This window comes from Pseudomonas sp. PDM22 (assembly GCF_014851965.1).
In the GTDB taxonomy this organism is placed as follows: Bacteria; Pseudomonadota; Gammaproteobacteria; order Pseudomonadales; family Pseudomonadaceae; genus Pseudomonas.
Map to the genome: position 1 here is coordinate 1,023,731 of NZ_JACVAR010000002.1, position 22,168 is coordinate 1,045,898.

The following is a 22,168-nucleotide window of genomic DNA, read 5'->3' on the forward strand; positions in this document are numbered from 1 at the left end:
ATTTTGGGAGGAATCTTATTCCATGCGCAGCCCCCGGGCCAGCGGCGGTTCGCCACTCTTCGTCGCGGACCGCCGGTCACCACGGGACCCTCAGGCCATCGTGCCATCGGGCTTCTGGTAGATCGAACGGCGGGGCTGGGCGAAGACCCGGCGCAGCATGGGTTCGAAGAACTCCAGGGGCAGCACTTCGCCGTCCGGATCGAAGGCGGCGGCGTCGTAGCGCGCGCAGAATTCGATGGTCTGCTCGAACTGCGGGTGGTCCTTGAACTGCTCGCGCAGGTGCCGGTCCAGGCCCAGGTGATGGAAGAAGTAGTAACCCTGGAAGATCGCGTGCTTCTCGATCATCCACAGGTTGGCCTCGCTGACGAACGGCTTGAGGATGGCCGCGGCGATGTCGGCGTGGTTGAACGAACCGAGCGTGTCGCCGATATCGTGGAGCAGGGCGCAGACCACGTACTCCTCGTCGCGACCATCGCGGTGGGCCAGGGTGGCGGTCTGCAGCGAGTGGGTCAGGCGGTCCACCGGGAAGCCGCCGAAGTCGCCGTCGAGCAGGCGCAGGTGGGTCATGATCCGGTCGGGCAGAAGCGCGGCGTACTGGCCGAAGTCCTTGGCGATGATCGCCCAGTCCTCGGCGCTGCCGTCTTCCATGTGGGTGAAGTTGGCGCGTGCGTTCATCAGGCTGTGCTCTCTTGTGATTGTCGTGGCGTGTCTGGATGGCACGGGTCCAGTCTAGAAGCCTGACGGGCACGCGGTAGTGTCCGTGCAACGCCAGCAGGGTGTCCCGGTGGGCGCGAATGGCTTGGCATCAGCCGCGCGGATGGCGGCTGCTCTGGCCTGAGGCGACGCTCAGGGATTCTGCGGGTCGTGCCCCAGCGACTGCAGGAACAGCGAGAACAGCTCCGGCTGCGAGGAGATGTCGAGCTTGTTGTACAGGTGGCGGCGGTGGACCTTGATGGTTTCCGGCGAGATCGCCAGGCGCTCGGCCATGGCCTTGGAGGAGTAACCCCGCAGGATCAGCCGGGCGATCTCCAGCTCACGCTCGGAAAGCACGCCGGCACCGAAGTGGCTCAGGGCGTCGCGCACCTGCACCGCCACACCGTCGGTTGTGCCCGGCAGCAGGCGCTGGCTGCGCTGTTGCCAGTGCTGCTGCATCAGTGCCAGCACCCAGGGGCAGAGCATCGCCAGCAGACCGGTCTGCTCGCCATCGAACAGCTGGCGCATACCCAGTGACAGCGACAGCGCGCCCTGGCCGGGAAGCTGGAGGATGAACTGCACCTCGTCCTCCAGCACGTTGTCGTGGAAGTAGCTGAGGAAGTACTCGCTCTGGCGGAACTGGTCCGGGGAGATTTCCTCCAGCCGGTACAGCCCGCTGGGCACGCCCTCGCGGCAGGCCTGGTAGAACGGGTCGAGCTGGAACAGGCCGTCGAGGTAGATGGCCATGGCGGCCGGGCCGGCGGTGGGCTCGGCGTCGTACTCCTCCAGCGCCACCGGGGTGCCGCTGGCCGGGTAGAACATCGCCAGGGCGTTATCGAACGGCAACCACTGGTGCAGCAGCAGGACCAGTTGCTTCCAGAAGCGCGGCTGGCCGATCTGCTCGATGGCGCGGCCGAGGTTGGCGTGCATGCCGACCTCGCGGAACAGGGTGTGCATCGGCGGCGTTTCTCCGAAAGAGGCGGCGTGGGTTCGGCCCACGGTTTCCTCCTTTTACCGGTTCGCCGTCAAGGGGGCGTAACCCCAAATGGTGATTGGCCGCTTTGCCTGCCACGCACAGACTCAGCGCCACCTGACGCCCCGAGCAAGAGGGCGCAACAAGGTTTTCGTTCCTGCCTCAGCCACCAATAACAACACGAGGAAACAACGATATGAGCGCTTCCCCTGCGCCAGCGAGCGCGCTCAAGCCCAGCCTGGGCGTGCCCGACGTAGTCGCGATCACCGTCTCGGCGGTCACTCCCGCCAGCTCCGTTTTCGTCATCGCCCCCTTCGCCATCCAGCAGGCCGGCAGCGGCGCCTTCCTGGCCTTCGTCTTCGCCGGCTTCCTGGCCCTGATGTTCGCCTGGTGCTATGCCGAACTCGGCCGCGCGCACAGCTCCGCTGGCGGCGAGTACGTCTACGCCAAGCGCGTGTTCGGTGGTCTCGCCGGCTACGCCACCTTCCTTACCGTGCTGGTCTCGCTGCTGTTCATCCCGCCGGTACTGGCGACGGGCGCGGCGACCTACCTGAACAACGCCCTGGGGACGAGCTTCGACACCCAGACCGTCGCCCTGGTGATAGTCGCCGCCAGCTACGTGCTGGGCATCCTCAACATCCGCGTGAACGCCTGGATCACCGGTGTGTTCCTGCTCTGCGAAGTGGCGGCGCTGCTGGTGATCGTGGTGCTCGGCTTCGGCCACGTCAGCCAGCCGGTGAGCGTGCTGGTGCAGCCACAGCACATCGACGGCGGGATACTGGCCGCCGCGCCCTGGGCGCTGGTGATCGGCGCCGTGGGCACCGCGCTGTTCTCCTACAACGGCTTCGGCGGCGCGGTGCTGCTGGCCGAGGACATGAAGTGCGGTGGGCGCAATGTGCACCGCGCGGTGATCTGGTCGCTGGTGCTGGTGGTGGCGATCGAGATCGTCCCGCTGACCGCACTGCTGCTGGGCGCGCCTTCGCTGAAGGACATGATCGCCAGCCCCGATCCGGTCGGCTACCTGCTCACCGCCCACGGCAATGCAACGCTGTCGCGGCTGGTCAGCGCCGGCATCTTCCTCTCGGTGTTCAATGCCATCGTCGCCATCGTCATCCAGGTCGGTCGGGTGATCTTCAGCAGCGGCCGCGACGAGCTGTGGACGCCATTGATGAACCGCGCGTTCACCCGCATCCACCCGCGCTGGGAATCGCCGTGGATCGCCACGCTGTTCCTCGGCGTGCCCTCGGCGGCGCTGAGCTTCAGCTCGAACCTGGAGGAGCTGACCTCCTTCACCGTACTGCTGCTGGTGATGGTCTACCTGGTGGTGGCGCTCTGCGCGCTGTTCAGCCGCGTACTGCGCCGCGACCGTGAACACCCTTACCGCATGCCGCTGTGGCCGCTGCCGGCGATGCTGGCGGTGGTCGGCGCCGGCTACCTGTTGCTCAACCTGCTACTGGACGCCTCTTCGCGGGACGTCATGATCATTGTCGGGATACTGGCCGTGTCGGTGATTCTCTACAGCACCTACGGCAAGCTCAGTCCGGCCTTCCAGAAGCTCTGAAACCCAACCAAGGAGACAGCATGCGCGCTCGTCAACTCGGCATCACCCTCGGCCTGGGCACTCCCGGTGAGTTCAACGCCATCACCGATGTTCCCGGCATCCGCGTCGGCCACAGCACCCTGATCGGCGAGCATGACGGCAAGGCCGTGCGCACCGGCGTCACGGTAGTGCAACCCCGTGACGGCGCAGCGCGCCAGCAACCCTGCTTCGCCGGCTGCCACGTGCTCAATGGCAACGGCGACGCCACCGGGCTTGAGTGGATTCGCGAGGCAGGGCTGCTGACCACGCCCATCGCCATCACCAACACCCACAGCGTGGGCACGGTGCGCGATGCGCTGATCGCCGCCGAACATGCCGAACTGGCGGACCCGTCGATCTACTGGTGCATGCCGGTGGTGATGGAAACCTACGACGGGCTGCTCAACGACATCTGGGGCCAGCACATCGGCGCCGAACAGGTGCGCGAGGCGCTGGCCGCGGCTGAATCCGGTCCGGTGCGGGAGGGGCCGGTGGGCGGCGGCACGGGGATGATCTGCCACGAGTTCAAGGGCGGCATTGGCACCTCCTCGCGCAAGCTGCCGATGGAGCAGGGCGGCTGGACCGTGGGCGCGCTGGTACAGGCCAACCATGGCCAGCGTCGCGAGTTGCGGGTGGATGGTTACCCGGTCGGCCGCCAGCTGGGTGACCTGCCGTCACCCTTCGCCGAGCAGGGCACGCCGGGCATGGGCTCCATCGTGGTGATCCTCGCCACTGACGCGCCGCTGTTGCCGCACCAGTGCCAGCGCCTGGCGCAGCGTGCTTCGCTGGGGATCGCCCGCACGGGGGGCGGTACCGACGACTCCAGCGGCGACATCTTCCTGGCCTTCGCCACCGGCAACCGCGACCTGCCGCCGGCAGACTATGGGCGCAAGGACCTGCCTTTCGCCACGGCGCTGGAAATGCTCAACAACGACCACATCTCGCCGCTGTTCTCCGCCGCCGCCGAGGCAGTGGAGGAAGCCATCGTCAACGTGCTGCTGGCCGGCAAGGACATGCGCACCGATGACGGCGTGCTGGTGCCGGCGTTGAGTGGGGAGCGCCTGCTGGCAGCGTTGCGCGAGGTCGGTTGGAAGGGATGACGTGACGTATTTGCAGGATGTGTAGGAGCGAGCTTGCTCGCGAACGGATTTTCCGGCAGATCCAGAGCTGGGCGGGTTCGCGAGCAAGCTCGCTCCTACGAAAAACAGTTGGCGGCGAGCATCCCTGTAGGAGCGGGCCGCTTATTAGAAATGCAGGGGCGCGATCGCGCGCATGGCGCGCTCCTGCAGGGGAATGCCGTGCCATGAAAAAAGCCAGAGCTGCTGGGCAGCTCCGGCTTTCATTTTCGCGCCGTCAGCGCCAACCGCGGCTACGGCCGATGGCATCGCTGAAGCGCGCCTGCCATTGCTCCGCGGTCGCCTTGTCGATCTTCGGGCGGAACTCGGTGCAGGTGTTGCGCGGAGCTTTCAGCTCAACGCCCAGGCCGCGCGCCGCCAGCGCAGCACAGCCGAACGCGGTGAGCTCGTCGAAGCGTTGCGTGGTGATGTGGCGCTGCAGAATATCGGCGAGGAACTGTGCGAAGTAGGGACTCCGGGCCAGGCCGCCGTCGATGGAGAGGCGGTCGGTGACGGTCAGGAAACCATCCATCGAGCGGATCACCTCCGCGCTGCGCAGGGCGACGCCCTCCAGCAGTGCCTGGCACATGTCCTCGCGGGTGGTGGCGGCGTTCATGCCCAGCCAGAGTGCTCCGGCGCTGCGGTCCCAGTGCGGACAGGCGAGCCCGGACAACGCAGGGACAAACGCCAGCCCGCGACTGATGGCTGCCGGCTGGTCGAATCCGGCGAGCTCGGAGACATCGCTGAACAACCCCAGCCGCCCGGCCCACTCGACGGCGGCGCTGGCGTCGTACACGCCGCCATCCATGGCATAGACGGGTTTGCCGTCGAGCTGCCAGGCGATGGTGGCGAGCAGGCCGTTTTCCGGCGAACGAATGATGCGGTCGCCGCTGAGCGTCAGAGCGAAGGCGCCGGTGCCGAAGGTGATCTTGGCATCGCCGGGCTGGCGGCAGCCATGCCCGTAAAGGGACGCTTGCTGGTCGACCACCGAGGCGGTCACCGGCGTCACACCGATGTCGCCGAAGTACCCGACGGTATCGCGGATTTCCGGCAGCGCCTCGATCGGCACGCCGAACAGGGCGCACAAATCCGGGTCCCATTGCCCGCTGGAGAGATTCATCAGCGAGGTGCGCGAGGCGGTGGTGACATCCGTGGCGTAGATGCCGGTGAGGCGGTCGAGGAACCAGGCGTCACTGGTGCCCAGGCGCAGTCGCCCTGTCGCCAGCGCATCACGCGCGGCGGGCAGATGCTCGATGATCCAGGCCAGCTTGCTGGCCGAGAAGTAGGCGTCCAGCGGCAGGCCTGCTCGTTCCAGCGTCAGTGCTTCGCCGCCCTGGGCGCGCAGCTCCTCGATGCGCCCGGTGGTGCGGTTGTCCTGCCAGACGATCAGGGGCGAAAGCGGCTCACCGCTGCGAGCATCCCAGGCCATGCAGCTTTCGCCCTGGTTGGCCAGGCCGATGGCGTCGATCGGGCCTGCAGCCTCCAGACAGCTCTGCAGATTGGCCAGCAGCTCCAGCGGGTCGTGCTCGACCCAGCCGGACTGCGGGTGGTGCTGCCGATGCCGCAAGGCCAGATGAATGTCGGCCGAGCCATCCTGGCCAGTGACCAGAACGCGGGTACTGGTGGTTCCCTGGTCGAGTGCTGCAATGCGCATGGCGTGCTCTCTTGGACGATGTTCAGCGTGGCAGGAAGGCGATGTCGAGGCGTTGGACGCTCGCGGTCAGTGGGAGCTCGCCCAGCGGGATCAGCAGGCGTCGCTCCGGCAGGCAGGAGGTCCGGCGGCGCCAGATCTCGCGGCCATCCAGGCAGACCTGCAGCTCGCCGCTGACGGCCTGGTCCACGCGCAATTGCAACTGCTGCAGGCCGACCTTGTCGCTGGGTACCAGGCGCTGCGGCACGCAGAGCTTCAGGGGCGCCGAGCACTTCACGGTAATGAAGTCGCCGGGAGCCGGCAGCGACCGCTGGATATCTTCGGCAATCAGCCCGGCAAGCCGCTTGCCTTCGCGATACGACCAGCCGGCCGTCTCGATGGGGCGCAACAGGTTGCCGGCGGCGAAGTAACTGGTGTCGGAGCAGCGCCCGAACTGGTCGATGCTCGGGCCGCCGCTGGCCGGGTCCAGGTGCAGGTGGCTCAGGCGCACCAGGCTGGACTCCGGGGTGAAGCGCCCGGTCAGCAGCACGCCATCGCAGTCGAACTCGCGGATGCTGCCGTCGGCCTGCCGTACCCGCGCGGACTCCACGCGGCCGGTGCCCTGGATGTCCAGCAGCTCGCAGCCAAAGTGCATCGGCACGCCGCAGAGTTTCGGGAACAGGCTCAGCGGCCAGCGTGCGGTGGCGCGCTCACGCGCCTCGATCATGGCCACCGGGCGGATGCCGGCGCGTCGGCAGCTGAGGACCGATGACAGGCTGACCAGTTCGGTGCCGACGATCAGCGGGCGTTCGAAAGGCTTGAGCCCTTGCAGGTAGAGGTAGGATTGCAGGGCGCCGGTATTGATCACGCCCAAGGGGCGGTCACCGCCGACCAGGCGTGCCGAGCGGGGCGTCTCCCGCGCGCCGGTGGCCAGCAGGACGCGCCTGGCCTCCACCTTCAGCGGGCCCTCCGGGGTGGCGACTTCCAGATGCCCCAGCAGCCCCAGGCTGACGACGCTGTGGCGCAGGCGGATGTCCACTCCGGCATTTCGGGCGGTCTCGGCATTGAAACGGGCATAGGCGGGGCCGGTCAGCAACCGGCCGTATTCGCGAAAACCGAAGGGCGGATGAGCGCAGTGGCGTGGAATGCCGCCGGCTTCGCTCTCGCGCTCCAGTACCATGACCCGGGCAACGCCCAGGCGCTTGAGTTCGATGGCGGCAGCCAGGCCCGCCGGGCCGGAGCCGATGATGGCGACGTCGGTGGTCTCAGTGCGGTTCATGGCAGGCCCCGATGGCAAGTGGCAGGGCCAGTCGGCCCGCGCTCAGTTCGGCAACCCGCGCGCCGCAGTAGAAGCCCTGGCAACGCCCCATGCAGGCACGGGTGCGCCGTTTCAGTCCGCCGAAGTCTCCCGGAGGCAGCGGGGCGTCGAGCGCCTCGCGGATCTCCCGTTCGGTGACCATTTCGCAGTGGCAGACAATTTCCCCATAGCCGGCTCGCTGCCAGTCGCGCGGCAGGTGTTCGGCGAGGTTGGGCAGCTGCGGCCACTGGAGGTCGCCCGGCGGTAAATGGGTTTGCCGCTGGGCATAGAGTCGATGGACATGCCGGGCGATACCCAGCGCCGCCGTGAGCCCGGTCGAGCGAATGCCGCCGACGGTGATCCAGTGGCGCTCGGGCAGATCACGAATGCGGTACTCCTTCTTGTCGCTGGCGGGGCGCAGCCCGGCGTAGGTCGCGGTGACCGGCATGCCGACGAGACCGGGAATGCGCTGCTCGGCGGCCTCCATCAGGTGCTGCAGGGTTGGCGTTTCCAGGCCAGCGTGTACGCGATCGTCCTGCTCCTCGGCGGTCGGCCCGACCAGCAGGTTGCCGAAGATGGTGCGGGTGAACACGATGCCTTTGGTGCGCTCGTTGGGCACCGGCAGGATGATGTGGTTGATCAGGCTTGAGGCCGCCTTGTCGTACACCACGAATTGACCCTTGCGGGGATGGATGCGGAAGGCTGCCTCGCCCAGCAGGCGCTCTTCGAGTACGTCACCGAACAGGCCGGCGCAGTTGATCACGGTGCGGGCCTTCAGCGTGCTGTCGGCCGAACGCAGGGACCAGCACTCGCCATCGAACTCGCCGCCGAGGATTTCCGTGCCCAGGCGAACCTCGGCGCCATGCAAAACGGCTTGGCGCAGGTAGGCCAGCGGTGCGGACCAGGGGTCGATGAGGTGTTCGCCGGGAACCCGCACGGCAGCCAGCGCGCTGCGCGCCAGCGCGGGTTCATAGGTGAGCAGTTCCCTGCCGTCGACCCTGACCGTGTCCATGACGCCATTGGCGTGGGCCTGGGCGACTATGCCGTCGAGCCGGGCGAGGTCTTCTTCGCTCCAGGCCACCACCAGGGCTCCGGTTTCCAGCAGGGGCAGATTCATCTTGCGGTGAATCTCCAGGTACTCCTGGTAACCCTCCTGCATGCAGGCCAGTTCGACGCTGCCCGGCGGCGCATCGAAGCCGGTGTGGAGGATCGCGCTGTTGCCCTTGCTGGCCCCTGAGAGGATATCGGCGCCACGCTCCAGCAGCACCACTCGCGCACCCTCGAGGGTGAAGCGGCGCGCCATGGCGCAGCCCACTACACCGCCACCTATGACGGCGATGTCGAAGGCCGTTTCGGCCTTCGCGGTATGATCGGTCATTTTATTGACTGTTTCCTGTGGTAACACTCCATTTTAGGAGGTTTTGTTACCGTATTAGCGGAATTGTGTTGAAGTTATGTTGTTTTAATGTGGCTTTTAATTTCAACTCAGTCAACAGCCGATCATTCCCTTCGCCTCAGGCTCCGCTCAGCTGATCGGGTTGCGAACTGGCGGCACGTGGATCTCGACACCCGCTTCCTGCAAGGCTTCGAGCAGCGCGCCGGTCGGCGAGCGGTCCACTACCAGGCGGTCGATCCGGTTCAGGGGAAACACCTTGAACAGTGCGCGACGTCCCATTTTCGAGGAGTCGGCAATCACCGTCAGGGTACGCACCTGGGCAATCATGGCGCGCGCCACTTCGGCCTCCTCGATGGAGAAGTCCATGGCGCCGTCACAGTCCAGGGCGCCGATGGTGATCACCGCGTGCTCGGCGTTGAACCGGCTGATCTGCTCCAGCGCCAGGGCGCCGACGTTCTGCTGCGATTCGCTGCGGAATTCGCCGCCGATCATGAACACCCGATTGCCGGACGCCGCCGCCTCGTTGGCGATCAGCAGCGAGTTGGTGATGACCGTCAGGCGATTGAGCCGCGCCAGTTCCCGCCCCAGCAGCAGTGTGGTGGTGCCGGTATCGACGAAGATGCTGTCGCCGGGAGCGAACAGGCCGGCCGTGTAGCGCGCCACCGCGCGCTTTTCCTGGGCATGCTCGTTCAGTCGGGTCTGGAAGGCGTTCTCGTGCTCGCCACTGGGAGGCAGCGAGGCGCCGCCATGGAACTTGGTGACGTGGCCACCGGCGGCGAGTTCGGCGAGGTCGCGGCGAATGGTTTCCTGGGATGTGGCGAGCAGGTGCGCCAGTTCATCCACCGACACGCGTTCGCGTTGGCGGAGCAGTTCGAGAATCTGTTGCCGTCTTTCATTGGGGCGCATGCGCCGTTCTCCGGATCATTGTCTTGCCACCCACTGGGGCCGTGACTGTTACCAAGGCACACCATTGGGGCGCCCGGCCAGCCGCGCTTTGCACCAGGTGGGGTGTGCAAGACATGTCTTCTGTACGTTTGGAAAAAATCTCCCACAGCTCTGTAAGGCTTTTCCCTGCTCAGACACGGAAGTCGCTGGCTGTGGTTTTTCCATTAATTTAGGCAGTTTAAAACCTCAAATCAACATTAAAACCAAGCGTTGGCACGCTGCGTGCGAGAGAGCATTCGAAGCAACCACAGCCAGAACGACCATTCGCCTGACTGGTCGGCAAGCAGCGACGCTGAACGCGTCCATTACAAGACTCGATGAGGGGAGTGCACGGCAGATGGCCGAGTTCGGAAATTACGTGATCTATCTGATCATGCTGGGGGCCGTCATCGGCGCGCTGGCATCGATACTGCGGCCCGACAGCGGGCTGGGGCGCGAATTCGTCAATGGCATTCACTCCATTGGCCCGGTGTTCCTGGCCCAGGCCGGGATCATGGTGGCGATCCCTTACCTGTCGAAGCTGATTTCCCATGTGCTGGGGCCGTTCTTCCACGCCCTGGGCTCGGATGTATCCATTGCGGCGCTATCGATCATCGCGGTCGACATGGGCGGTTATCAGCTGGCTGATGCCCTGACGGCCAATCGTGACATGTGGATCACGGCGATGCTGGTGGGCTACACCTCGGGCGCCACCATCGTCTATCTCATCCCGGTCGGATTGACGATGCTCGAGCGCAAGGATCACAAGTACCTGGCGCTGGGAGCGATGGCCGGGCTGATCAGCATTCCCTTCGCGGTGCTGGCGGCGCTGCTGCTGATCACCCTGGGCGAGCTGCCGGTCCGCGAGCTGGTCTCCACCTCTTCGCCGGCCACGCATTATCTGGCGCTGGACTTCATCGGCATGCTCAAGCTGCTGGCGCCGCTGTTCGTCTTCTGCTTCCTGCTGGCGGCGGGGCTGAAGTACCGCGCCAACATGATGGTTTCGGGGTTCCTGGTGTTCGGCAAGATCATGGATGCCTTCATCAAGATCGCCCTGGCCCTGTCCATCGTCGAGCACTTCACCGGGGTATTCGCCAAGGTCTTCGGCAGCTGGGGGCTCGACCCGATGTTCGCCGACGAGAAGGAACTGATCCGCGCCATCGAGATCGCCGGCTACATCGGCATCATGCTCGCCGGTACCTTCCCCATCTGCTACCTGTTCCAGCGTTACTGCAGGAAGCCCATGGAGCTGCTCGGCCGTCAGCTGAACCTGACGCGCATCGGCGCCACGGCCTTCGTCATGGTGCTGGCGAACATCATCGCCACCTACCACCTGTTCAAGTACATGAACGCGCGCGACAAGGTGCTGTGCGTGGCGCTGGGAGTCTGCGCCCAGGCCACCATCGGCGATCACCTGGCCTTTACCGCCAACTTCCAGCCCACGCTGATTCTGCCGATCCTGCTCGGCAAGTTGTTTGGTGGTCTGTTCGCCGTCTTCATCGCCATCAAGATCTCGGTCCCTGCCGCTGAGCGTTTCGCCCTGCAGGACCCGCAGCCCGAGGAACAGGACGGCGCACTGCGCACCGCCTGATCCAACCCTTCCCATAGCCCCGCGCCGGTGATGCCGGCCGGGGCGTTTTTCTCTGCAAGAGGTATTCATGCGCAAGATTTTCCTGGCCTGCCCCTACAGCCATGCGGACGCCGCAGTGGTCGAGCAACGCTTCGCGGCCTGCAATCAGGTAGCTGCCGAAATCGTCAAGTCAGGCCATGCGGTCTACAGCCAGGTGTCCATGTCCCACCCGATCAATCGCTGCCTGCCGGAACTGGACCGGGCGGCCATCGGCAAGATGTGGGGGCCGGTGGATGCGTTCTTCATGGAAGCGCTGGAGGAATTGGTGGTGCTGGACCTGGAGGGCTGGGACCAGAGCGCCGGTATTCGCCGCGAGATCGAGTTCTTCGAGGCACGTGGGTTGCGGGTCAGCCTGTGGAGCGAGGTGAAGCACGAGTTTCACTGAGCCGACGCGAGCGAGCCAGTGGCTTCTTGCACGAGCGGGCCACGCCCGCGGGCGCGCCCCAAATGCCTTCTAAAAAGCGGCGTGTTCCTGCAGGGGATTGCCGAGCCATAAAAAAGCCGGAGCTGCTGGGCAGCTCCGGCTTTCACATTTTCGCGGGTGCGGAATCAGTTCGGAGTGTAGATCTGGTCGAACACGCCGCCGTCGGCGAAGTGGGTCTTCTGCACGGTGCGCCAGTCGCCGAAGGTCTTCACCACGGAGAAGAAGTCCACTTTCGGGAAGCGGTCGGAGAACTTGGCCAGCACTTCCGGGTTGCGCGGGCGCAGGTAGTTGTTCGCGGCGATGGTCTGGCCTTCGTCGGACCACAGGTACTTCAGGTAGGCCTCGGCCTCGGCGCGGGTGCCTTTCTTGTCGACCACCTTGTCGACCACGGTCACCGGCGGCTCGGCTTCGGCGGAGACGGTCGGGTAGACCACTTCGAAGCCACCACGGCCGAATTCGCGGGCGATCATCTCGGCTTCGTTCTCGAAGGTCACCAGCACGTCGCCGATCTGGTTCTGCATGAAGGTGGTGGTCGCTGCGCGGCCGCCGGTATCCAGCACCGGGACGTTCTTGAACAGCTGGGCGACGAATTCCTTGGCCTTGGCTTCATCGGCGCCGTGCTTCTGCGCGTAGCCCCAGGCGGAGAGGTAGGTGTAGCGGCCATTGCCCGAGGTCTTCGGGTTCGGCACCACGACCTGCACGCCCGGCTTCACCAGGTCGTTCCAGTCCTTCAGGCCCTTGGGGTTGCCCTTGCGCACGATGAACACGGTGGCGGAAGTGAAGGGTGCGCTGTCGTTGGGCAGGCGGGTGGCCCAGTCCTTGGGCACCAGGCCGCCGTTGTCGGCCAGGGCGTCGATGTCGGTGGCCTGGTTCATGGTGATGACGTCGGCCGGCAGGCCGTCGATCACTGCGCGGGCCTGTTTGCTGGAACCGCCGTGGGACATCTGGATGGTGATCTTCTCGCCTTTCTCGGCCTGCCAGTGTTTCTGGAAGGCGGCGTTGTAGTCCTTGTAGAAGTCGCGCATCACGTCGTAGGAGACGTTGAGCAGGGGCTGGGCGGCCTGGGCGGTGGAGGCCAGGGCGAGGCCGGCGGCCAGCAGCGAGGCGCTGAACAGACGTTTCACGAGCAGTTCCTTTTGGCAATGTTGTTGGGTGTCGATTATGCCGACAGGTTATATGGCACTTAAATACTTAAAGGCTATTTGCTTATGCGGGGACCCGGTTCGCGGTTCCGCGAATTCCGCACCCAACGAAGGGGAAGCTTGCCCGGCAGCCTAGCAGGCCTGCCGGGCAATGACTGCCCCGACGGACGTCAGTCCAGCCCGCTGACTTCCAGCTCCTTCGGATACTCCACGCTGAACTTGAAGGTGGTGCTGCGTTTCTCGCCCGGCTTCAGTTGCCAGTCCCACAGCAGCTTGCCGTCGTCCTCGCGGGTGGCGGACTGGTCTTCGGGCGCCAGCAGGGCCACCTTGATCTGCTCGTTGCGCGAGACCGGCAACTGATCCTTGAACTGCAGGCGCTGCTCGGTCTTGTGGTTGTTCTGCGCGTCGATGCGGAACTCGTAGGTGACGCGCTTGCGGCTGCCGGTGAGGCCGGTGTAGTCGGTGTAGCGGTTGACCAGCTTGCGCTTGATCGACATCGCCTCGTCGCCGCCCAGGGCCAGCTCGAAGGTCTCGCCCGGCATCACTGCGCGCAGCTGGCCGCTGGCGACGAAGGTGTTGCCCAGGTAGGTGTTGAGTGTGCCCGGCAGCAGCGGATAGTCGCTGGCGTTGCGGGTGTCGGCCTGCAGGTAGGCGGCTTCGCGCAGCGACGGCGTGGCCAGGTAGCGGAAGGTCGCCGGCAGCTTGAACTGGGCGATGGAGACCTTCTGCGAGCTGCCGTCGCTGTTCAGTGTGGCACGGGTCGGGATATGGAAGGAGGCGCTGGTGGTGGCGCCGCTGACTTCGGCGACGGCCACCGGCATCTCTTCCAGCGAACCGGCAACGGCCATCTCGTCGGCGGCGAAGCGCTGGGCCTTCTTCGCCTCCAGCGCCATCATCGGCGCGGCTGGCGCCGGGGCGGGGCGGGCGGCCATCACCGTGCGCGGGTCGAAGGTATCGACGAACCACGGCGAGAGTGCCGGTACGCTGCTGCCCAGATTGGGGCGGGCGGTGGACAGGGTAAGGTCGACGTCGGTCCAGTCTTCGCCGCTGCTCTGCCGGACGATGCCCTGGTAGGTCATCTCGATCTGCTCTTCGCCATCGCGCAGGCGGGCGTCGTAGGCCGGGCGCCAGGAGGCGTCATACAGCGTGTAGCTGAGCTGCAGTTGGACCTGCGCGGGCTTCTCCAGCGCTACGCGCAGGATCGCGCGCTTGTAGTGGGTGCCGTCGCCAGCCAGGTGGCTGCGCTGGTTCTCCAGCTCCTGCTTGCGCTGCTGCAACTCCTCGCCCTGCTGGTCGAGCTTGCGCTGCTCGTCGAGGATGCGGCCGAGGTTGCCCTCGCTCATCTGCAGCAGGTTCTTCAGTTCGTCGATGCTCGGCAGTGCCTGGTTCTTGCCCGGCTTGGTGCTGCTGGCCTGGATGTCGGCGAGAAACTGCTTCTGGTTCTCCAGCACGCTGCCTCGGTCGCTGATCTCACGCTCCTGCCGCTCGATGTCGCGCAGTTGTGCGTCCAGTTGTTGCAGACGGTTGTCCGCGGAGGGCGGCGACACCTGCGGCGCGCTGCTGACATCGAGCAGGGTCGCGGCGGCGCTGGCGCTGAGCGAGGCCTGCAGGCTGTTGTCGTCGATGCGCAGGGGCAACTGCTCCAGGGCGATTTCATGCTGGCCGGCAGGTAATTGCAGGGTGGCGGTGCGGGTGACGATGGCGCGGTCGGTGTAGACGGTGACCGCGCTGATTCGGCTGTCGGCCACCTGCGGTGCGGCCAGCAGCGAAGGGCTGGCCAGCGCGCCGGCCATGGCGAGGATCAGTGGGTGGAATCGAAAGGGCATGTGCTCACCTCGCGGCCTGGAAGGCGGCCGGCACTGCGGAACGCCACCACGGCGTCCGTCCATGCAGCGTGTGACGAAGAGGGCGGTGGAAACGGGTTGAGCACGGGGGAGGCCATGCCGTCATGGACGACGAGCGGTCATCGGCCGTCAGCGTTGGGTGGCGTCGTCCGCTCGAGGAAACAGCGGGTTTCCGCAGCGCGAGCAGAACGCCGCCTCGGCCTCGTGGCTGGCCTTGGCGCAGGCGGGGCAAGGCTTGTCCAGCGCGCCCGCTGGGCGTTCCTGGCGCATGGCGTTGTGCAGTTCGGCGCTGAAGATGCCGGTGGGTACGGCGATGATCGAGTAGCCGGTGAGCATCACCAGGCTGGCGATGGCCTGGCCCAGCGGCGTCTTCGGCGTGATGTCGCCGAAGCCCACGGTGGTGAGGGTGACGATGGCCCAGTAGATACCTCGCGGGATGCTGGTGAAGCCGTGCTCGGGGCCTTCGACCACGTACATGAGCGAGCCGAACACCGTCACCAGGCTCATCACCGAGACGAAGAACACCGTGATCTTCTGCCGGCTGCCGCGCAGCGCGGTGAGCAGGAAGTCGGCCTGGCGCAGGTACTGGCGCAGCTTGAGGATGCGGAAGATGCGCAGCACGCGGATCACCCGTACCGCCAGCAGGTACTGCGCGTCGGGATAGAAGATGGCGATCACTCCCGGCAGCACTGCCAGCAGGTCGACCAGCCCGTAGAAGCTCAGCGCGTAGCGCAGCGGTTTGGGCGAGCAGTACAGGCGCAGCAGGTATTCGATGAGGAAGAGGCCGTTGATCACCCACTCGATGTCGCTGAGCAGGCCGCCGTAGGCGTGGCTGATGTCGTCGACGCTGTCGAGGATCACTACCAGCAGGCTGGCGAGGATGACTATCAGCAGCGCACTGTCGAAGCGCCGGCCGGCAATGGTGTCGGACTGGAAGATGACGACGTAGAGACGCTGGCGCCAGCTGGGTGAGTCGGCCATGGGGGAATCCACGGAAGGGATTCAGACACCTTAGCCGAGATGCACCGGGGCGGCCGCAGCCGCCCCGGTTCACATCCGGGAAAGCAGGTTCAGGCGCGCTCGCCTTCCTGCGGCTCGTCCACGTCGCCTTCGGCGATGCACGCCGCGGCGGTGAACAGCACGTCGGTGGAGGAGTTCAGCGCGGTCTCGGCCGAATCCTGGAGGATGCCGATGATGAAGCCGACCGCCACCACCTGCATCGCCACTTCGCTGGAGATGCCGAACAGGCCGCAGGCCAGCGGGATCAGCAGTAGCGAGCCGCCGGCCACGCCGGAGGCGCCACAGGCGCAGACCGAGGCGACCACGCTGAGCAGGATGGCGGTGGGCAGGTCCACGGCTATCCCCAGGGTGTGCACCGCTGCCAGGGTCAGCACGCTGATGGTGATCGCTGCACCGGCCATGTTGATGGTCGCGCCCAGCGGGATCGACACCGAGTAGGTGTCCTCGTGCAGGCCCAGGCGTTCACAGAGTTGCAGGTTGACCGGGATGTTGGCCGCCGAGCTGCGGGTGAAGAAAGCGGTGATGCCGCTCTCGCGCAGGCACAGCAGGACCAGCGGGTAGGGGTTGCGGCGGATCTTGGCGAAGACGATCAGCGGGTTGACCACCAGCGCCACGAACAGCATGCAGCCCAGCAGCACGGCCAGCAGGTGCAGGTAGCCCAGCAGTGCGTCGAAGCCGGATTCGGCGATGGTGCCGGCCACCAGGCCGAAGATGCCCAGCGGGGCGAAGGCGATCACCACGCGGACGATCAGGGTCACGCCGCCCGCCATGTCATCGAGCAGGTCGCGGGTGCTCTGGCGCGCGTGGCGCAGGGCGATGCCCAGACCGATAGCCCAGGCCAGGATGGCGATGAAGTCCGCCTCCAGCAGCGCCTTCACCGGGTTGGTGGTGACACTGAACAGCAGCGAGCGCATGACTTCGCCGATACCGCCGGGCGGCGCCAGTTCGCTGGTGGGGGCGCTGAGCACCAGGGTCGAGGGGAAGGTGAAGCTGGCGATCACCGCGACCACGGCAGCCGAGAAGGTGCCAATCAGGTACAGCAGCAGGATCGGCCGGATGTGGGTGCGCTGGCCTTGCTTGTGGTTGGCGATGGAGGCCATCACCAGCACCAGGACGAGCACTGGCGCCACGGCCTTCAGGGCGGAAATGAACAGCTTGCCGAGCAGGCTGACCGCCGCCGCGCCCTGCGGCCAGAGTACGGCGAGGGCGATGCCGCAGAGCATGCCGATGAAGATCCGCAGGACCAGGCTGGTGCCCTTGAGGCGCTGCAGGAGGGTGGGAGTTGGAAGCGTCATGACGTCTTTCGCTGCTGGAAGTGGGATCGCCCCGGCGGGCCGGGTGCGAAAGGTCGCGGATTATGCCGTCTGATGCCGGGAAATGCGCGGTTACCCGTCGATTGATCGGTCAGGCTTTGCTTCGGCAGGTGTCAGGTCGCAGTCTGGACGGGCGCGAGCGGACCGGCATTGATCCATGCCGGTCGCGTCGGCAATTCCCGAGGAACCAGCCGGCGGGTCAGCCGAGGTCGGCGAAGGCTTCCGGGTCCAGGTCGATGCCGGCGACCCGCTGTACGGCGCCGCGCATGGTCACCTGGAAGTCGTCTTCGACGCGGATTTTCAGCAGGCCGCCGGCCAGGTGCAGGTCGATGTGCCCGTCACACAGGCCGAGCCGGCGCGCCACCGCAGCGGCGGCGCAGCTGCTGGTGCCCGAGGACAGCGTGTAGCCGGCGCCGCGCTCCCAGATTTCCACGCGCAGCGCATCGCGGGATAGCCACTGGACGAACTGCACGTTGGTGCGGCGGGGGAACAGCGGGTGGTTTTCCAGCAGCGGGCCGAGGCGGCAGGCCAGCTCGCGGCTGGTCTGTTCGACGAACACCACGCAGTGCGGGTTGCCCATGGAGACGGCGTTGATCCTCAGCGCCACGCCGTCGACTTCCAGCGCAAAGTCCAGCGCCTCGGGAGCATCGATCAGCACCGGGATCTTCGCGCAAGCGAACTCGGCGCGGCCCATGGACACCTTCACGGTGCGGCCCTCGTCGGACACCTGGCTGGTGACGGTGCCGCCGGCGGTGACGATGTCGAACGCCTGCCCGGCGACCAGCCCGCAGTCCCACAGGTAGCGGGAGAAGATGCGCAGGCCGTTGCCGCTCTTCTCCGCCTCGGAGCCGTCGGGGTTGAGGATGCGCAGGCCGAAGGCGGCGTCGCTGTGGTTCGCCACCAGGATGCCGTCGGAGCCGATGCCGTGGTGGCGGTCGCAGACGCGGCCGATCTGCGCAGCGGTCAGGGCAAAAGGTGCGTCGCTGGCATAGACGAGGTAGTCGTTGCCCAGGGCCTGGTATTTCACGAAGTTCATCGGTGCGATCCGTCGCCGGAAGAAGGCTCCTGACTATACACGCGGGCCGCTGTTTTCCCTTCGCGGATCGTGCAGCAGCGCTTCCAGCGCGCGCTGGCCGAGGATCACCAGCCAGCAGGCGAGGATGAACGGCGCGGTGAACGCGGGCAGGCCGACGAGGGCGAAGCCGGGTTGCAGCAGCACCGCCAGGACGATGCCGCACAGCGGCGCCAGCGGGCTGCGGAAACGCAGCGACAGGGCGATACCGGCCAGCGCGCCGTTCAGGCCGAGCAGGCCGGCCTGCGCTGAGGCGGCCGGCAGGTCGAACAGCGGCGCCATGGCCAGCGCACCGGCGGCGCCGGCGAGTGCCCAGAACGCGGTGCGACGCTCCATCAGCAGCAGGCCGAGGGCGATAGTCAGGCCGGCCAGCGGTTCACCGAGGAAGATCACTTCGCCGAAGCCCAGTGCGGTCGAATCCAGCAGCGGATTGGCAGCGCCGCAGGACAGGCAGGCGACGCCGCTGGCCGGCGCGAAACCGAGCGCCTTGCCCAGCGCCACCGAGACCCAGCCCAGCAGCACGAAGGCCGAGGTGTAGGCCGGCAGGCCGAAGCGCCGGCGCGACTGGCGCAGCAGCACGGCCTGCACGGCGACGCTGGTGAGGATGGCGGCAACGGTCAGCATCACCAGCCCCAGCGACCACTGGAACTGGAAAGGCAGCAGCAGGCCGATGAGGATCGGGTTGTAGTCGTGCAGGCCGGCGTCGATGTCCGCCTGCGGCTCGCGCACGAAGCGCGCGGTGAGCGGGCCGAGCAGTGCGCCGAGCAGGGCACCGGGCAGCAGTTGCGGCGCGGACCAGGCGATGGTCAGTAGCAGGATCAGGCCGAAGCGCGCGTCGGCCTGCAGGTAGATCTGGCCGAAGCCGATCAGCCGGTTGGGGAGGAGCCGTTTCTGCGAGAAGAGGGTCAGGGGCATCTTGGTTCTGGGCAGTTGGAAGTGACTCCGCAGCGCCTCGTTGGGTGTGGGGCATCGAGGCCCCATCGGCGGGCGCTGCGTGAGAATCTTGTGACGCCGCCATACGGGGCTGCGCCACGGGTCTGGAAAAAGAAAAGAGGCTGCCGGCGGGATCACCGCAGGCAACCTCGAAATTCCATGGCCAGCATTGGGAGTTGCTGCGTGGGGGCCATGGACCGACAAGCATTCGGTACGCATGTTGCTGGTGCGCAAGCACTCAGAACAAAGGTCAATCCCGGACGGACGGGGACGCGGCCCCGTATTCCCGGCCCCGTCCGTCCGGGAGTGACTCGGTGCGGAGGCACGCGCTTGGGCGTGGCTCCTGAACTCGGTTGCCCTCTCCCGCGAAGGGGAAAGGGGCTTTCACGCTTACGCCTGCAATGCCGGCGCCACCGTCTCGATCCGCAGCATGTTGGTGCTGCCCGGCTGGCCGAAGGGCACGCCGGCGGTGATCACCACGGTGTCGCCACGGCGCGCCATGCGCTGGGCCAGGGCGATGTCCAGGGCGGTGGAGCAGATCTCGTCGACATGGGCGAGTTGTGCGTTGACCACCGAATGGACGCCCCAGGCCACGGTCAGGCGGCGGGCGGACTTGAGTTGCGGCGTCAGGCTGAGGATCGGTGCCTTGGGCCGTTCGCGGGAGGCGCGCAGGGTCGAAGCGCCGGACTCGGTGTAGTTCACCAGCACCGCCACCGGCAGGATGCGGCTGATCCGGCGGATCGCGCAGCTGATGGCGTCGGAGACGGTGGCGTCCGGTTCCGGGCGGTTGATCTCCAACGTGGCCTGGTAGTCCGGTTCGGCTTCGACCTGGCGAATGATCTTCGCCATCATCTCCACCGCTTCACGCGGGTACTGACCCGAGGCGCTCTCGGCGCTGAGCATCACGCAGTCGGCGCCTTCGCTGACGGCGTTGGCGACGTCGGTCACCTCGGCGCGGGTCGGCGCCGGGGAGAAACGCATGGATTCGAGCATTTGGGTTGCGACCACCACCGGGCGGCCGAGCTGGCGGCAGACCTGGATGATGCGCTTCTGGATGCCCGGTACGCTCTCGGCCGGCATCTCCACGCCCAGGTCGCCACGGGCGACCATGATCGCGTCGGACAGCCTGGCGATGGCTTCGATGGACTGCACCGCCGAGGGCTTCTCGATCTTGGCCATGAGGAAGGCCTTGTCGCCGATCAGCTCGCGGGCTTCCTCGATGTCTTCGGGGCGTTGCACGAAGGACAGGGCGACCCAGTCCACGCCCAGCTCCAGGCCGAAAGCCAGGTCGCGGCGATCCTTGGCGGTCAGCGGGCTGAGCTTGAGCACCGCTTCGGGGACGTTGACGCCCTTGCGGTCGGACAGCTCGCCGCTGTTCATCACGCGGGTCTCGATGGCATCGCTATGGGCGTTGAGTACCTGCAGGCGAATCTTGCCGTCGTCCAGCAGCAGGCTCATGCCCGGCTCCAGCGCCTGGATGATTTCCGGGTGGGGCAGGGTGACGCGCTTGTCGTCGCCCGGTGCGTCGTTCAGGTCGAGGGTGAAGGTCTGGCCCTTCTGCAGCTGGACCGCACCGTCGGCGAAACGACCCACGCGCAGCTTCGGCCCTTGCAGGTCCATGAGGATGCCGATGGGGTAGTTCAGTTCGGCTTCCACTTCGCGCACCCAGGCGAAACGCTGGGCGTGGTCGTCGTATTCGCCGTGGCTGAAGTTCAGGCGGAACAGGTTGGCGCCGGCTTCCACCAGGGCGCGGATGTCGTCGCGGCTTTTGATCGCCGGGCCCAGGGTGGCGAGGATCTTTACTTTTTTATCCGGAGTCATTTGTCGTTCTCGAGGACCAGGATGGCGCGGAAGTCGTTGACGTTGGTGCGGGTCGGCCGGGTAATCACCAGGTCGCCCAGTTCAGCGAAGAAGCCGTAGCCGTTGTTGTTGTCGAGTTCGTGCAGCGGATTCAGGCCGGCCTTGAGGGCGCGGCTGTAGCTGCACGGACTCATCAGGGCACCGGCGTTGCTTTCCATGCCGTCGATGCCGTCGGTGTCCCCCGCCAGGGCCCAGATGTTCGGTTCGCCCTTGAGGTCGGCGGTGAGGCTGAGGAGAAACTCTGCATTGCGTCCGCCACGGCCGTTGCCGCGCACGGTCACGGTGGTCTCGCCACCGGAAAGGATCAGGCACGGCGCCTTCAGCGGCTGGCCATGCTTGCGGATCTGCCGGGCGATACCGGCGTGGACCTTGGCGACCTCGCGGGATTCGCCCTCCAGGTCGCCGAGGATCAGCGTCGGGATGCCGGCGGCTTCGGCCTTGGCAGCTACCGCGTCAATGGAGTGCTGAGGCGTGGCGATGAGCTTGAAGTGGCTGCGCGACAGGCATTCGTCGCCGGGTTTGACGGTCTCCGAGCGCGGGTCTTCCAGCCAGGCGCGCACGTTCGCCGGGATGTCGATGGCATAGCGCTTGAGGATCGCCAGGGCATCGGCGGAAGTGGTCGGGTCGCCCACGGTGGGGCCGGAGGCAATCACCGTGGCCTCGTCGCCGGGCACGTCGGAAATCGCATAGGTGTACACGCTGGCTGGCCAGCAGGCGCGGGCCAGGCGGCCGCCCTTGATGGCCGAGAGGTGCTTGCGCACGCAGTTCATTTCGCTGATGGCGGCGCCGGATTTCAGCAGCGCCTTGTTTACGTTGCGCTTGTCGTCGAGGCTGATGCCTTCGGCCGGCAGGGCGAGCAGGGCGGAGCCGCCGCCGGAGAGCAGGAAGATCACCCGGTCGTTCTCGGACAGGCCGCTGATCAGTTCCAGCACGCGACGGGCGACGCGTTCGCCGGCGTCGTCCGGCACCGGGTGTGAGGCTTCCACCACTTCGATGCTGCGGCACTCGGCGCCATAGCCGTAAGGCGCCACCACCAGACCCTGGACGTCACCATTCCAGTGCTTCTCGGCGACTTCAGCCATGGCTCCGGCGGCCTTGCCGGCGCCGATGACGATGGTGCGGCCGCCCTTGTCGGTGGGCAGGTGCTGCGCCAGTACCTGGGCCGGATGCGCGGCGGCAATGGCGGTGTCAAACAGCTCGCGCAGGAAGGCGCGTGGGTCGAGGCTCATGACAGGCTCCGATGATTCTTGTTGTGGTGTTCCATGGCTCAGGCTTCTGTCTCAAGAAGACTCAGCGATGGAATCGAACATCCCGGCCGGCGAG

The 22,168-nt window shown here is 66.4% G+C and carries 18 protein-coding genes; 4 read left to right on the forward strand and 14 right to left on the reverse strand.

Annotation, left to right across the window (positions count from 1 at the left end; all coding sequences use genetic code 11):
* Positions 1-90 precede the first annotated feature (90 nt).
* Entirely contained in the window at positions 91-675 is a 585-nt protein-coding gene (locus IB255_RS10340) for an HD domain-containing protein (protein ID WP_081518080.1), read from the reverse strand.
* A 171-nt stretch (positions 676-846) separates the two neighbouring features.
* Entirely contained in the window at positions 847-1,650 is an 804-nt protein-coding gene (locus IB255_RS10345; RefSeq protein ID WP_192210361.1) for a helix-turn-helix transcriptional regulator, read from the reverse strand.
* Between the two features lie 212 nt (positions 1,651-1,862).
* Here IB255_RS10345 and IB255_RS10350 point away from each other — a divergent pair, with 212 nt between their 5' ends.
* Together IB255_RS10350 and IB255_RS10355 are read left to right on the forward strand one after the other, a co-directional pair.
* Complete coding sequence (locus IB255_RS10350; RefSeq protein WP_192210228.1) at positions 1,863-3,227, forward strand: APC family permease; 1,365 nt, start codon at positions 1,863-1,865, stop codon at positions 3,225-3,227.
* A gap of 20 nt (positions 3,228-3,247) precedes the next feature.
* Positions 3,248-4,345 (forward strand): P1 family peptidase, encoded by a 1,098-nt coding sequence (locus IB255_RS10355; RefSeq protein WP_151186437.1) that lies wholly within the window; start codon positions 3,248-3,250, stop codon positions 4,343-4,345.
* 253 nt (positions 4,346-4,598) lie between these two features.
* Here the strand turns inward: IB255_RS10355 and IB255_RS10360 are convergent, their stop codons facing one another.
* From IB255_RS10360 to IB255_RS10375, 4 genes are all read right to left on the reverse strand, one after another.
* On the reverse strand, positions 4,599-6,014 hold the full coding sequence (locus IB255_RS10360; RefSeq protein WP_192210230.1) for a glycerol kinase: 1,416 nt from the start codon (positions 6,012-6,014) through the stop codon (positions 4,599-4,601).
* 22 nt (positions 6,015-6,036) lie between these two features.
* Complete coding sequence (locus tag IB255_RS10365) at positions 6,037-7,269, reverse strand: NAD(P)/FAD-dependent oxidoreductase (protein WP_192210231.1); 1,233 nt, start codon at positions 7,267-7,269, stop codon at positions 6,037-6,039.
* Complete coding sequence (locus IB255_RS10370; protein ID WP_192210233.1) at positions 7,256-8,665, reverse strand: NAD(P)/FAD-dependent oxidoreductase; 1,410 nt, start codon at positions 8,663-8,665, stop codon at positions 7,256-7,258. The genes IB255_RS10365 and IB255_RS10370 overlap by 14 nt, the downstream gene beginning before the upstream one ends.
* Positions 8,666-8,812: 147 nt before the next feature.
* On the reverse strand, positions 8,813-9,589 hold the full coding sequence (locus tag IB255_RS10375; protein ID WP_081518087.1) for a DeoR/GlpR family DNA-binding transcription regulator: 777 nt from the start codon (positions 9,587-9,589) through the stop codon (positions 8,813-8,815).
* Between the two features lie 376 nt (positions 9,590-9,965).
* On the opposite strand from IB255_RS10375, the gene eutH reads away from it, so the two are divergent.
* A complete protein-coding gene (gene eutH, locus IB255_RS10380; protein WP_081518088.1) occupies positions 9,966-11,198 on the forward strand; it encodes an ethanolamine utilization protein EutH in 1,233 nt (410 codons plus the stop codon).
* Positions 11,199-11,265: 67 nt separating this feature from the next.
* Positions 11,266-11,622: a DUF1937 family protein gene (locus tag IB255_RS10385; RefSeq protein WP_081518089.1), complete on the forward strand. Its 357-nt coding sequence runs from the start codon at positions 11,266-11,268 to the stop codon at positions 11,620-11,622.
* Between the two features lie 164 nt (positions 11,623-11,786).
* On the opposite strand, the gene IB255_RS10390 is transcribed toward IB255_RS10385, so the two are convergent.
* The 8 genes from IB255_RS10390 to IB255_RS10425 form a co-directional block, all read right to left on the reverse strand.
* Positions 11,787-12,785, reverse strand: coding sequence for a sulfate ABC transporter substrate-binding protein (locus IB255_RS10390; RefSeq protein ID WP_151186440.1), 999 nt, complete (start codon positions 12,783-12,785; stop codon positions 11,787-11,789).
* A gap of 188 nt (positions 12,786-12,973) precedes the next feature.
* Entirely contained in the window at positions 12,974-14,629 is a 1,656-nt protein-coding gene (locus IB255_RS10395; protein ID WP_225594742.1) for a mucoidy inhibitor MuiA family protein, read from the reverse strand.
* Positions 14,630-14,776: 147 nt separating this feature from the next.
* A complete protein-coding gene (locus IB255_RS10400; protein ID WP_081518092.1) occupies positions 14,777-15,628 on the reverse strand; it encodes an ion transporter in 852 nt (283 codons plus the stop codon).
* Between the two features lie 89 nt (positions 15,629-15,717).
* Positions 15,718-16,962: a serine/threonine transporter SstT gene (gene sstT / locus IB255_RS10405; RefSeq protein ID WP_081518093.1), complete on the reverse strand. Its 1,245-nt coding sequence runs from the start codon at positions 16,960-16,962 to the stop codon at positions 15,718-15,720.
* A gap of 217 nt (positions 16,963-17,179) precedes the next feature.
* Entirely contained in the window at positions 17,180-18,016 is an 837-nt protein-coding gene (dapF, locus tag IB255_RS10410) for a diaminopimelate epimerase (protein WP_192210235.1), read from the reverse strand.
* A 33-nt stretch (positions 18,017-18,049) separates the two neighbouring features.
* Entirely contained in the window at positions 18,050-18,967 is a 918-nt protein-coding gene (locus tag IB255_RS10415) for an urea transporter (RefSeq protein WP_192210237.1), read from the reverse strand.
* Between the two features lie 408 nt (positions 18,968-19,375).
* Entirely contained in the window at positions 19,376-20,806 is a 1,431-nt protein-coding gene (gene pyk, locus IB255_RS10420; RefSeq protein WP_192210239.1) for a pyruvate kinase, read from the reverse strand.
* Complete coding sequence (locus tag IB255_RS10425) at positions 20,803-22,074, reverse strand: glycerate kinase (protein WP_081518097.1); 1,272 nt, start codon at positions 22,072-22,074, stop codon at positions 20,803-20,805. Before IB255_RS10425 ends, pyk begins: the two co-directional genes overlap by 4 nt.
* Between the last annotated feature and the right edge of the window lie 94 nt (positions 22,075-22,168).

Excerpts from the sequence above, each read along its gene's own strand:
- IB255_RS10350 (WP_192210228.1), top strand. The coding sequence starts at position 1,863 with ATGAGCGCTTCCCCTGCGCCAGCGAGCGCGCTCAAGCCCAGCCTGGGC.
- IB255_RS10365 (WP_192210231.1), bottom strand. The coding sequence starts at position 7,269 with ATGAACCGCACTGAGACCACCGACGTCGCCATCATCGGCTCCGGCCCG.
- eutH (WP_081518088.1), top strand. The coding sequence starts at position 9,966 with ATGGCCGAGTTCGGAAATTACGTGATCTATCTGATCATGCTGGGGGCC.
- IB255_RS10340 (WP_081518080.1), bottom strand. The coding sequence starts at position 675 with ATGAACGCACGCGCCAACTTCACCCACATGGAAGACGGCAGCGCCGAG.
- dapF (WP_192210235.1), bottom strand. The coding sequence starts at position 18,016 with ATGAACTTCGTGAAATACCAGGCCCTGGGCAACGACTACCTCGTCTAT.
- IB255_RS10370 (WP_192210233.1), bottom strand. The coding sequence starts at position 8,665 with ATGACCGATCATACCGCGAAGGCCGAAACGGCCTTCGACATCGCCGTC.
- IB255_RS10345 (WP_192210361.1), bottom strand. The coding sequence starts at position 1,650 with ATGCACACCCTGTTCCGCGAGGTCGGCATGCACGCCAACCTCGGCCGC.
- pyk (WP_192210239.1), bottom strand. The coding sequence starts at position 20,806 with ATGACTCCGGATAAAAAAGTAAAGATCCTCGCCACCCTGGGCCCGGCG.
- IB255_RS10425 (WP_081518097.1), bottom strand. The coding sequence starts at position 22,074 with ATGAGCCTCGACCCACGCGCCTTCCTGCGCGAGCTGTTTGACACCGCC.
- IB255_RS10400 (WP_081518092.1), bottom strand. The coding sequence starts at position 15,628 with ATGGCCGACTCACCCAGCTGGCGCCAGCGTCTCTACGTCGTCATCTTC.
- IB255_RS10385 (WP_081518089.1), top strand. The coding sequence starts at position 11,266 with ATGCGCAAGATTTTCCTGGCCTGCCCCTACAGCCATGCGGACGCCGCA.
- IB255_RS10375 (WP_081518087.1), bottom strand. The coding sequence starts at position 9,589 with ATGCGCCCCAATGAAAGACGGCAACAGATTCTCGAACTGCTCCGCCAA.
- IB255_RS10355 (WP_151186437.1), top strand. The coding sequence starts at position 3,248 with ATGCGCGCTCGTCAACTCGGCATCACCCTCGGCCTGGGCACTCCCGGT.
- IB255_RS10415 (WP_192210237.1), bottom strand. The coding sequence starts at position 18,967 with ATGCCCCTGACCCTCTTCTCGCAGAAACGGCTCCTCCCCAACCGGCTG.
- IB255_RS10395 (WP_225594742.1), bottom strand. The coding sequence starts at position 14,629 with ATGCCCTTTCGATTCCACCCACTGATCCTCGCCATGGCCGGCGCGCTG.
- IB255_RS10360 (WP_192210230.1), bottom strand. The coding sequence starts at position 6,014 with ATGCGCATTGCAGCACTCGACCAGGGAACCACCAGTACCCGCGTTCTG.
- sstT (WP_081518093.1), bottom strand. The coding sequence starts at position 16,962 with ATGACGCTTCCAACTCCCACCCTCCTGCAGCGCCTCAAGGGCACCAGC.